Origin of the sequence: Vibrio splendidus, from assembly GCF_024347615.1 — a bacterium.
GTDB lineage: Bacteria > Pseudomonadota > Gammaproteobacteria > Enterobacterales > Vibrionaceae > Vibrio > Vibrio splendidus.
Map to the genome: position 1 here is coordinate 1,675,751 of NZ_AP025508.1, position 11,908 is coordinate 1,687,658.

The 11,908-nt window shown below is 42.7% G+C and carries 10 protein-coding genes and 1 pseudogene; 3 read left to right on the forward strand and 8 right to left on the reverse strand.

Annotated features, from left to right (window positions below):
• Positions 1-2,439, forward strand: coding sequence for a carboxypeptidase-like regulatory domain-containing protein (locus OCU90_RS07460; RefSeq protein WP_061025244.1), 2,439 nt, complete (start codon positions 1-3; stop codon positions 2,437-2,439).
• Positions 2,440-2,454: 15 nt separating this feature from the next.
• Here OCU90_RS07460 and OCU90_RS07465 read toward each other — a convergent pair whose 3' ends face one another.
• Both OCU90_RS07465 and OCU90_RS07470 read right to left on the reverse strand, forming a co-directional pair.
• Positions 2,455-3,303: a sterol desaturase family protein gene (locus OCU90_RS07465; protein WP_061025242.1), complete on the reverse strand. Its 849-nt coding sequence runs from the start codon at positions 3,301-3,303 to the stop codon at positions 2,455-2,457.
• A gap of 87 nt (positions 3,304-3,390) precedes the next feature.
• Complete coding sequence (locus tag OCU90_RS07470) at positions 3,391-4,404, reverse strand: DUF2804 domain-containing protein (protein ID WP_061025241.1); 1,014 nt, start codon at positions 4,402-4,404, stop codon at positions 3,391-3,393.
• 169 nt (positions 4,405-4,573) lie between these two features.
• Between OCU90_RS07470 and OCU90_RS07475 the strand changes: the two are divergent.
• Positions 4,574-5,041 (forward strand): annotated as a pseudogene (locus tag OCU90_RS07475) (AraC family transcriptional regulator ligand-binding domain-containing protein); the annotation flags it as partial.
• A 493-nt stretch (positions 5,042-5,534) separates the two neighbouring features.
• Here the strand turns inward: OCU90_RS07475 and OCU90_RS07480 are convergent.
• The 4 genes from OCU90_RS07480 to OCU90_RS07495 form a co-directional block, all read right to left on the reverse strand.
• A complete protein-coding gene (locus tag OCU90_RS07480) occupies positions 5,535-6,290 on the reverse strand; it encodes an FRG domain-containing protein (protein WP_061024368.1) in 756 nt (251 codons plus the stop codon).
• Positions 6,291-6,317: 27 nt separating this feature from the next.
• Positions 6,318-7,118: a restriction endonuclease gene (locus OCU90_RS07485; RefSeq protein ID WP_061024366.1), complete on the reverse strand. Its 801-nt coding sequence runs from the start codon at positions 7,116-7,118 to the stop codon at positions 6,318-6,320.
• A gap of 151 nt (positions 7,119-7,269) precedes the next feature.
• Complete coding sequence (locus OCU90_RS07490; protein WP_061024364.1) at positions 7,270-7,632, reverse strand: hypothetical protein; 363 nt, start codon at positions 7,630-7,632, stop codon at positions 7,270-7,272.
• Between the two features lie 12 nt (positions 7,633-7,644).
• The gene (locus OCU90_RS07495) at positions 7,645-7,992 is read right to left on the reverse strand and encodes a hypothetical protein (protein WP_061024362.1); all 348 of its coding nucleotides are present in this window, start codon (positions 7,990-7,992) and stop codon (positions 7,645-7,647) included.
• 92 nt (positions 7,993-8,084) lie between these two features.
• On the opposite strand from OCU90_RS07495, the gene OCU90_RS07500 reads away from it, so the two are divergent.
• On the forward strand, positions 8,085-9,110 hold the full coding sequence (locus OCU90_RS07500) for an IS110-like element ISVisp6 family transposase (protein WP_061026117.1): 1,026 nt from the start codon (positions 8,085-8,087) through the stop codon (positions 9,108-9,110).
• 271 nt (positions 9,111-9,381) lie between these two features.
• Here OCU90_RS07500 and OCU90_RS07505 read toward each other — a convergent pair whose 3' ends face one another.
• Positions 9,382-10,188 (reverse strand): DUF4238 domain-containing protein, encoded by an 807-nt coding sequence (locus OCU90_RS07505; RefSeq protein ID WP_061026031.1) that lies wholly within the window; start codon positions 10,186-10,188, stop codon positions 9,382-9,384.
• Positions 10,189-11,584: 1,396 nt separating this feature from the next.
• A complete protein-coding gene (locus tag OCU90_RS07510) occupies positions 11,585-11,872 on the reverse strand; it encodes a hypothetical protein (protein ID WP_061026029.1) in 288 nt (95 codons plus the stop codon).
• Positions 11,873-11,908 lie beyond the last annotated feature (36 nt).

Below are 11,908 nucleotides of genomic sequence, written 5' to 3' on the forward strand. Positions count from 1 at the left end.
ATGGTTTGGCGACTTTTGTTGCTCGCTTCACTGTTTCCTTTTGCTGCGTATTCGCAATCTAAAGCAGAAAGTGATGCGAGTGAACTCTATCCAGCCCATGTTGAAGTTAGAGTCGGGAAAGTGGGGGATAGCTTTTATCGTGTCATGATGGATGACTACGAAGAACCCTTCATTTCGATATCCAATGCCGCTTTTTATCTGCTCGAAATGAATGGTCAGTGTGATGAAAGCGGATATTGCGAACTGTATTTGCCTCAAGATGTGGGAAGAGAATCTCCTCCGTACATTTTAGATACCGAACAAGCCATTTGTTATCGCGATGACAACAATATCCAGTCGATCAAATATCAAGTCATCGACTCAGAAACTTACATCCACTGGTACAGCTTACAAGCTTGTATCCCGGCAAAAGTGCGTTGGGATATTGATGATTATCGGCTCACCGTTACTCCGGAATTCAGTTCATTGACTGAACTGGAAGCCGCTATTTTTAAGATGAAAAATGAATCACGTAAGAAGGCCGAGGATCTCAAGCGAGCTAAAAACACGCCAGCTTTCGAACCTGTTGCCGCTGTGGGTTTAGCGACTCGGTTAGCGGCTTCTGTTTATCACGACAGTGAAACTGGCGGTGATGTTTACGCAATCTCAGACACCATATTAAGTACTGAACACTCCTTGTCTCGCTTGTCGATTGATTCACGAGAAGATAACCCCATCGTTTATTACAACATTGCGGTAGAAGCTCATGACGGTGAAGGCTCTTTGGAAGTCGGCCATGTGTTATTAGATGGCAGCGTCTTTACCGTGAATCAAACCCTCGAAGATGGGCTCTATTACACCAACCGAAAGCGACAGACAGAGTTCGGCAACCTTCAACTCGAACGAACCACTCAACCCAACATCAGTATCGATGTTTTGGTCAATGGTATTTATCAAACCACTTATCGCTCTGATGAGTTTGGACGTTTCGTGGTTGAAGAAGACAACATCTCCCCCGGTGACACCATCAAGTTTCGCTACTACTTATCGAAAGGTGTCTGGCAGGAAGAAGAGATCACCGTCGCCGGTTTAGAAGATGCATTTCTGCCAAGCAACGAGTGGGGTGTGCAAGTGGTGGGCAATGAAGGTGCAGACCGAGCTGGCGCTGTGTCGCTCGAATATGGGCTTGCCGATTACTTCACTGTGGGTAGTGCCTTTATGAGGCAAAATGGAAAAGACTTGATTGGCGTTCAAGGACGATACTTACCGGCGCATTGGTTCGCGGGTCATATCGGTTGGTTGCCGGAGTTCAATCGGTTTCCAATGGAGTTTGATATTTTGATCAATGGTGATCAGTCGGCATCGATAGAGCTTAATAAAACCGATGAATTGGACTTAGAGTCGATGGAGTACGATGTTTTCAAATACAACCTGTCGCTTGCCAATCTAACGGCCTTTTTGACGGTAAGGGATGATGAAGATGAGTTGAGCGTTGAACCCAAGTTGAACTCGAAAGTGGCTCGTAATCTGTTTGTCTCATACGCCGGTGACTATCGATACATCAAAGCTTCTCATCAAGAAGACTATCTACACACTATTGGTTTGGCTAAAAGCGGTTTTTCGGATACGTCGTGGAATATTTCTGGAACTGTTGATGGCTCTGGTCATCATGAACGAACGGAGCTGTCTCTGAGAAATGCGTGCAAAGAGTGCCTGTTAGATCCGTTGGAGGTTTTTCAAGAGCTCACGACGAACGTATCGGCTCGCTATCAAAAACAGGAAGTTTCGTTTTCCGCCTCTTTAGAAGCTCGAGTGAACCCTTATTTACTCTTTAAGCTAGAAGGAACCGAAGACCGATACGGTGTCGAGATGACAACCGAATTCGGTGCTAAAACTTACTTTGATGAAAGCATTGGTGAGTTTGTTGAGTGGAATCGATACAACCATTCTAAGCTGACGGGCGTTGTCTACGATCACCACAAACAACCCATACAAGGCGTAAGCCTACAAATCTTGGACCAACGAGCGGTCAGTGATGCAAAGGGCCGATTTGAATTCTCAAGTGTTCCGGCTCGAGATAATCTACCTATCTATATCGATGAAGGGGCACTCGACCTTAACCTCACGCCGATTCAAAACCCTGTGTTTGTAAACACTAAGCAAGTCGGGCTAACTCATGCTCACATCGAAATGGTGGTGTCATTTGGCGTCGATGGCACAGTGGAAGGCGAGCTAGAAAACAGTGCTTATCTGCACTTTAAACATATCCAGAAAGGCACCGAGTATTCGAGCGAGATTGAGAGCGATGGCTTTTACATGGTAGAGGGGCTCATCGCGGGCAAATACATTGTGACTTTAGAAATGGGCGACAAGCGATACGTGCAAGGTGCCGACTTGGACGGCGATTTCTGGGTAAGCGACCTCACATTCAACCTCATTGATTTTCATAAGGTGTACTAAATCCGATCGTTTTGATTAGTCTGAAGGAGGCGACAGTATCAATCGCACTTTTTGTTTCATGGTTAGCTCTCGGTTCTTCAAATCTTTGAATATGGCCTTCCATTCTTGAAAGGTGACCACTATCGGGTTAAAACTGTTTACTGGTTTGGTGACACCGTAACGCACGGTTTCAACTTCCGGTTCGAACGTACCAAACAATTTATCCCAAATGATCAAAACACCGGCGTAGTTCTTATCGATGTATTGCGGGTTTTTGCCGTGATGTACTCGATGATGCGAAGGGGTGTTAAAGATGTATTCAAGTGGCCCCAAGCTTCGTATCCATTGTGTATGGACGAAGAACTGCAAACCTAGATTGAGAAGCACCACAAAGATGACCCATTTAGGGTCGAAACCGATGATGACGAGCGGTACCCAAAATAGCCACATGCCTGCGAATGGGTACATCAAACTCTGACGGAAAGCCGTACTGAAGTTCATCTGTTCTGAACTGTGGTGCGCGACGTGCGCGGCCCACATCCAGCGAATACGATGGCTTGCTCTATGGAACCAATAATAGAAAAAGTCTTGTAACACCATCAATACGACAAAACTCAGCACGCCCATTTCAATGTCCATTAAGCGCCAACCAAACAGCCATAGATACAGCTGCACGACCAATAACCCAGTGAGCAAATCGGAGAGTTGATGCATTCCCGCCAGCGTGAAGTTACACATCACTTCTGAAAGTTTATAGTTGGAATTGTCTGGTAGTCGACCTTGCTTCTGAGCGATAAAATACTCAGCCAACATGCACACCACGAATAAGGGCGCTAATACCAGCAGTAGCCATTCCGGGTGATTGATTAATGCGTCGATATTCATGTTTTATCCTTGTTGAGACGCCATACGCGTTCTTAGTATCAAGTTTACTTAGACTTGCTCGCCTGAGATTCAATCAGCAGAATTACGTTACCAGCGAGCAAAGTGATCTTCTGTTAGGCCAAGAACACCAACGAGTCGATGTGTCACTCCATTGTTGTCTTCAATCGAGCCAGAAAAGTGACCAATGAACTGACGAAAGTTACTCTTTAACAGCCATAAATTGAGCTTTTCGCTGCGGTTATTTAAGGGCGTAAAGGTCAGGTTTATACGTCCATCTTGTGATGTTATCTGCCAAGGCAAGTTCGTGTCTTGGCGACTGAACGTAAACTGTACCGGGTTAAGCAAGTGTCTGGTTCCATTGACCCATAACACGTTTTCGCAGCCTCCGGTTTCATTCACGCCCGCCGCGAGGTTTAGGCCAATATCTGTGCCATTGGATTGCGTGTTGATGCTTGCCCAGCGCCAGCTGGTTTCGCGTCTCATGTAGCCCGCTGAAAAGTCATAACCGGCACGAGCTTGTTCGAGAACAAGTGATTCTCCCTTGATTTGGATTTCACCGCTGATGCGCAAAGCATTGTGCTTTTGGGTGTAAGTCCAACCTGAATAACCCGTTGGGCTGCACATCGCCAAGGGCAAGCTGTCGGCTTCAGGCTCTAAAGCGATATCGGCCTTGATGAGTTTGGTATTCAAGCAAACTCGCCATTGCCCGTCTTTAATATCAAAGGTGATGCTTTGGCCTGCAATGTTTGTCGTGCCGTCAAATGGCGAAGCGGTAACTTGTTTATCAAACCCTAATGGCCTCAACCAAGATGACTCTTCTAGATGGTTGTTTTCAATATCGTACAGATAACAAAATGCCGAGCCTAAGTAGCGAATATCCGCGATAGCGACACCAATAATGTGCGTGTCGGTGACAATGCTGACAAATTGGAATTGTTTGTAGTGGAAGTGCTTCTGCCAAGAGTTTGCTTTTGAATCCATCGAGTTTCGGTAGTCAAAGCTCTCGATGTTCAGGTGCTTGGGGATGCCATCGAAATGTCCAATGATCGGCTGACCATTAGAATCAATCAAACTGTGTGGGGCTGGGTTTGTTTTTATCATTGCGATGGTTCACATTAATTTAACAATTAAAGCCATTGTGCGATGAGTAGCGTAGAATTGGGAGGTCATATTCGGACAAGAGCGCGTTGCCAATCACGATTTTGTCAGTAGTGTTGTTGAAGCTGAGTAGTCATGTTGATGGGAATGGGCTCAATATAAGGAGAGACTATTGAAGATTATCGCGGAGTATAAGCCAACCGGACATCGGCATCAGTTGGGGACATTAGATATCGCGCTGCTGTTGAATACGTTAGAGCAACGAGGTATCGATATTGAAAGGTTACTCAATGATGTCGGTTTGCCGAACATGGATTGGCGAGACCCGAATGGAAAGCTGACTTACGCTGATAAACTTGCGTTATTTAGCGTGGCGAATCAGAGCTTTCCTCACGATGGCTTAGGGCTTTGGCTGGGGGAACACGCTAGCTTGAGCCACTTTGGTGTGTTGGGTTATGCGCTATCGACCAGTCAAAATGTCGGGGAGGCCATCAAGTCGGGCTTTAAATATCTGCTCCTGAACGGTCCTATCTTCTCGGTTAAATTGTTTCTAGATTCCGAGCAAGCAGTGATTCAGATTGAGAACACCTTGGAAGTGGGTGATCTCCTTCCTTTCTGCAGTGAATATTTCTTGAGCTCACATTATATTCACTAAAAAATAATCTTACTTAGTGAGTGAGTGAGTGAGTTTCCAAGTATACAAGGGCTCACAAGGCCTTTCTATCTAGACTTTCCTTTACGAAAATAGAAAGATTTGTAAACCTAGTGCTTTAATGGATGAATTCTGTTCAAAATTACCTCCATTATTCTTTACAAAAATAGTAGCAAATTAAAAACGACTGCTCTATAAAATTTCTTTCCAGAAGGCTTTGTAAGGCGATGGCCTCACTGCGTGAAACCATCACCCTGCTAAAAGGGTATTTAGGGGAATGATGGTAAAGTAAAATAATAAAGCCACTCCTGACGCTCGCACAGCTCACTACTCGCTAGGCATATATGATTTTCCTTGACCATCGGTATAACACTCGTATAAGAGCCTCCGTAACTCGCTTTTGGACAAAAACGATTTAGACCTATAGCTCTAAAATGTTTATACAAGATTAGAAAAAGTATCTTGAAACCTTAAATGCTTGTTATAAGCCACCCAGTTGCGATTGCATATATTCAGGTGCCTTTTCAAGATCTAATGGTCGAGTAGTATGATTGTAAAATTCTGTTTTAAGTGATTTTGCAATACCATCGAGACCAGGATAGATAGTTGATTCATTAATACCTAACAAACCAAGTTTTGACTGAATTTGAGGTTTTAACTCACCAGGTATAACAAATTTATGCAACTTGTCAGTGTCAAATGCCTTTCTAGGTTCGTGATGAACAGTAAACAAGCCAGCTTGATTGACTAGACGCTCTGAGATGCTTGGCCCATAGAACTCCAATGTTTGAGTTAGATCAAGTGGGTCAATATGATAACTCGAATCTATGTGTATATGACTTATAAGGCCGTACACCGCACAGTTACTCAGGGGCTTTCCTCCGTATAGTTCTTCAGGTGAGTGAGCTGTAGCAAAGTACAACGCAATTAGAGGGTTAATACTCCAATCTAAAAGTCTTGTAGGCAAACCATAGTGTTGCGCCAAGCTAAGCCATTCCCAGTCATTTGACGGCTGACACTGTACTCGCAGCGCACTCTTCATCTTGAATTGCTCTAATAGCGCCCTTTCTCTATCAAGCTCCTCGCTCGAATCTCCGAGCAATGGCAGGCGACCGACAGAGGAAATCAATTCATATTCAGAGTTAATTACTCCTCGAAAAACCATGTGGTTCTCTGGGACAAATCGTGTGGCAAACGAAAAGACTTTTTCTATCGTATCCAGACTATAATATTTCATGTTGCCTCTCTGGCTTATACCGCCCTGTTAGCTGTCATCTTCGGCATTATACATGCCTTTGGCCATCATTTTTGACGGAGTTTCATCACTACTCAAAGACAAGATACAGTCTGGGTTATAATCTCCATTTTTATGCATTTCCCACTCCGATGCTAACAGCTTTGCCTCGAAGTGATTGAAATTGAGGTTCAACCAGTTTTGCAGTTGCTGAAAGTTGTCAGCAAACAATTCTCCTTGGTGTTCTTTATGTCCTGTACCAAGAAATATTGGATAGTTTTTATCTGATGCATCCATCAACGCTTTACGTGCTACACCTAGTAACATTTGACCTGTAAATCTAAGCTCATGGTCCATTAAATGATGACGAAGGCCGTATTTAATTCGAATTTTTTTGGAATGAGACCAATATCTATTTTCTAGCAAATCCAAACGTGTTTCGTAAGTTTTGAGTATTTCAGACTCAACAAAGCCTTTAGTTTCTTCTTTAAGTTGGTCGAAAGTCAGCAACTTTATATTTGTATTATTTGCAGCTTCCATAGCACCACTTTGAAACCCGCTACTAGAAACTATAAATGCTTTATCTACACCTAAGTCTTCAGCAATGCTTCGTAGTGCAAGTACATGTCCCTTGTTTACATTGCGCTTCCAATGTTTAGCTTCGATTATCCATTGTAAATCAATGCCTAAGAATTTAGTTTTTACATACACGTCTACATCATGTTCGGTTCTTACACCTTTCAAACAAACGTTGGTTTCCGATTCAGCACCGATAGACCTAAAGTGCTGGCATATCTGTTCTTGAAATAAATACCATTCTTCTTGTCGCATTAATTACCTTTATCTCCAAGCTTGACTCTAACGGCTAACGCCAAATTAAGTAGTGAGTAACACTACCACCCACCTAAACCATTGTGCCGTAAATACTTAAGCTAATTCAAAGCAAAAATGCCAAGTGTTACAAATCTGATTAAATTTATTGTTATGTTTTAGCTGTCAAAGACTTCAGTTCTTCAATAGCCCTTTTGTATCGCTCTTCGTCAAAATCACTGGTCACCATTGCTGCTTCTGTGCTTGCTTCTACAAGCTCTAGTGTAGCTAAAGCGAGCTCTTTCACCGCAACTTCACTGTCCTTGATTTCTTGTAGAATCAGCTCACCTCGAGTAATTGAGAATGACTTTAACTGATTCAAATTTGGCAGGAGAATGCTAAAAATAGCCGCGAGAGTAATGAGAACCATAAATGACGCTTCAGATAAGTTGACATTGTTTTTTAACCACATTGATCCCCAAACTGAAACTAGAAAAACTACAACCACTATAATCGGCTTAACTAATTTTCCCACAAGGCCTCCTTGTTATGTTTTTAATTGATAGTTGAGAGCTAAAACCTCAAACTGTCCAATCTCATTGAAATTAAACTTAAAGTGTTTGTAGCCTTCGGATTCGGATACTTCATCTTGATCAATATGCAACTTCAACCAATTAGACTGTTCAATTTCATAGCAACTATCGCAGCGTTCTCCGTTTAAAGAAGACTCAGCCATTTGCCACTTCATTGCAATTGGGTCTGCAAAGAAGATTTCTACCTTTTCCTCTCGCCAATCACGAAACTTTAAGATCACATCACCATCAACCTGAAAGATTTCAGGGTATTCAGCATCAGCAGTAGAAAAACCAGTATCAATTAATTTTGCAATTTCCAAATCTGACTCCAGAAAAACATAACGAATGACATGGATTCCCCCTACCGAGGATCTGCCACACTTATGTGGTACTTAAATGCATCGGAGGCACCATGTCTGATTATTCTTATTTCTGCGGTATCGACCTAGCTAAAAACCACTTTAGTCTTCATGCCGTAGACCAAAATGGTAAGGTCATACTTCATAAGTCGGTAACTCGCTCTAAACTACTGACTACAATAGCAAATATGCCACTCATGCGTATAGGCGTTGAAGCGTGTGGTGGTGCACATTATTGGGCAAGAACACTCAATAAACTCGGGCACGACGCCCGCATTATGGCTGTTAAATACGTAATTCCTTATCGAACTAAGGGAAAGAACGACCTTAATGATGCTGTTGCTATCTGCGAAGCTGTTCAGCGACCATCTACTCGCTTTGTGCCTGTAAAATCCCCCGAGCAACAAGCCATCTTATCGGTACATAGAATGAGAGAGCATTGGGTTCGTGAGCGCACCGCGCTTATGAATCGCATGCGTGCCCTACTTTCTGAGTTCGGGTTAACCATTCCTGTTGGCCGCTCTTCATTAATGAAACAGGTTCCCTTAATGCTGGAAGACGCAGAAAATGAACTACCACACCTCGCGAGAACAGTGATTGCCGATGCTTATCGCCACCTTGGTGAATTGAATCAACGTATCGCCGATACTGAACAAGTCTTCGATTCTTTTGCTAAGGTCAGCACTAATGTTCAACGAGTGATGAAAGTTCGGGGCATTGGACCGCAAACCGCTACTGCGATACTTGCTTCGATAGGTAACGGCTCTCAATTTGATAAAAGCCGTGATTTCTCTGCTTGGCTAGGACTCGTACCAAAACAATATTCGACGGGAGGAAAGCCACGCTTAGGTCGGATAACCAAACATGGCGATAAATACTTACGAACACTATTAGTTCATGGCGCAAGGACCGTAATTGCCAACCTTGGCGACAAGCAAGATAAGTTAAGTCAGTGGTGTCGAGGCGTTCTAGAACGAAGAGGAATGAACCGAGCGATAGTGGCACTTGCCGCGAAGAACGCACGAATTATATGGTCGCTTTTACACAATCAAACAGAATACGAAAACTATGCTGCTTAAGTAAAAAACTAAGCAGCATAAAGAGTTAAACCCACCGGGTCATTGCAGACGCTAATGATGGAGATAGGTTAAGACCACTTGCGGAGAGCCTGTTAATGCGGCGGACACACTAGATGTCATCTAACGAATAAGGCACCGCAGTCGCGCAAGTCATCAGGGCCACGACGTATGCGAATCGTCGATAAGTAGGCCGAATGTAGAGCGGCAGTCCAAAACCCATCAACATAAGTTTAGCGGATGTTTGACAACCGGGGGAATCCATGTAGCCTTGTTAGGCTGCTATACTTGGAGTGCTTATCACCCAACGCTGAGAGTGCTCCATAATAATTTCATTTAGTTGGAGAGACAGCTCTTTAGGCATATCTCTTGGAATAATAATGGGATTATCTGCTGTTAAGTTAGGCATGAACATGACTGCAATGTTTGATGTAATAGCCATAGTTGCAAATGAAGCTTCATGCCTTCCTATATCATAAGCATAATTTGAATGTCCTGTGCCTCCCGCTAGCGGAATGCACGGTGTATCTCCTGTAGTTAAATCCGTTTCACTGAATAAAATAGCAATATGCATTTTTTTAAACCTTTCCAATATTGTAGATTCAAAGGCTTGCTTATTAAGAGCATAAGGGGACTCTAACTGTTTTATTGCTTTTGCCGCTTCAGGATTATTGTCTGTTTTTAGCTGTTTTAGCATTTCCTGAAAGGCTTTGGGTGTACGAAAATATGAAATGCATGCAAATTCTTTTAATATTCGTAAATGATCTGGTAATGCATTTAGTGCACTGGCTAATGTTTCTGATATAGGCTGAGACAATTCGATAGCGTTGTTTTTAATAGCAGACAAAAAATCTCTAGTTTTCCCAAACTTCCCTTCATAATCACAAAACATATTTTCAATTTCATTTGTTGGAGGAAGTTTTGGGTTTTCATAAAAGTACTTCTCAAGACAAATGTTCTCTACTGCGGGAGTGAAAATTTTCCCTGTTTTTTTATCTAGAACCTCGACCTTTCCTTTTGGACATGCCCAGGCTTTTAAATAAACTCTTGGTACGTAATGTTGCCTTACCGTTTGCGACATGGTTACTCCTTATGATGTCGAGAAGCCTAACATTCTTAATAACAGGCAGTCTCGTTTTTCTACCTGTTCGACTTTCGATTAATTTATCATAAGTCACTAAAAATTAAAGAAAATACATTAAAATTGTGTACTCTATCCTCACATAAAATCGCGCCGGCGCGTTATCACGTTTTAACAATGCGAGCTATATCAAGACATGAAAACCACAAACCTACTAAGAAACAATAGCTTAAAAAGTCAACCATCGACAAAGCGAGACCAAAAGCTCAATAAAACATGCCACTTTCCATATTCAAACAACAATCAAACTTAATAAACTATGTGGATATGTAGAAAAGAAGGTAAAGATGGTAAGTAAATCAGCCATGAACTTGATATTAGGTTTTGTAGGGAAAACGCACGCCACTAAAATGTGTAGAGCATTTGATCTAGCGAGTTTTGGGGCAGATCTGAGCTAGCTGGCACTTTTTGAGAAAAGTGCCACGAGTAAAACTTCAGGTCTATGAAGCCTCTGGACAAAAGTGTTTCAGACTGATTTTTGCAACAGGCCGTTGCAAAATCGGGGCTTATAGGAGTAGTTGCAAATTATGCAACTACGTAATTTCTCGGTAGTTGCTTGATAAGCAATGTGCATATTTTGCACATTAGCTAGTTTTATTGCCAAAACGACACGCTCTGAAACGGTTTGGGGCAGAAGCAAGCTTGCCACATACAGTTCTTAGCTTTAAACTAACGTTGAGAGCCTCGGGTATCCCTGCTTTTTCTTGGATGTACTATTTACTGTCTGGCCAGAAGTAATTGTATCGAATTGAACTTGGCTTAATTGCAAAGCAGACCACCGAGGACATATGATAAGTCTAGGTGCTTTCCCTTCCATATACTTTGGTGATAAAACACCCGACGCTGCACACAGAATGTGTTCCCTCTTCGTTTTGAATGACAAACATTCTGTAGCTGTTTACAAAGCCATAGGCATTGCCTGTGGCTTTGTCGTATCTGGGACTAAAAAAACTGGTGCAACAGGCTTACACACAAATTAATCTATTGATAGTTTCTTATGCTCTAAACGTTTAGGGGCAAAAGTGTGTCGCTTCGCGCAGTCAACACAATAGTCTGCCCCTATAGTGTGTTAATCAGAAGCACGTATCCCCCTTCTTACAGAAAGCAATATTTCAGGTGGTTTTAACTTCACATCGCAACCTGCGCATCGCAACCTGCGCATCGCAACTTGCGATGTGGGTAATCACTTAAGAAGCACCCGCGTAAACTACAAAGGATTAGTAATTAAAGTCAATAACTTAAACCTAATAACACTATGGTATTACTAATAATTAGGCTTCGAGTTGAGAGAGCACATCGCATAAAAAAGCTCTCCAGAATTGAGAGCTTTGATGGGTTATCGGTAGTATTGGTTTTGGCGCTTCGAGTTATACTTCCAACTTTTTGCTAGGCCATACACATAAGACGGGTAGTCGTCCCATGGGTTAGCTAATGCTCTTCCTCGCGTGGCGCGCAGCTTAACTGGGTACTCTCTGCACTCAATCTTATGAAGAAAGTAATAGCTCTTTTCCTGCTTGGTAGAAAAGTGCTTGTGGGTTCCACTACGAACGCTCGGATAAAGATCCAAAAGGTGTTGGCGCTGGTATTTAATGCGCTCTCGGTACTGCTGTTTTAGCTGTTTCATTTGCCCTCCAGGTTTACATTACCTAGAAGGGGTCCT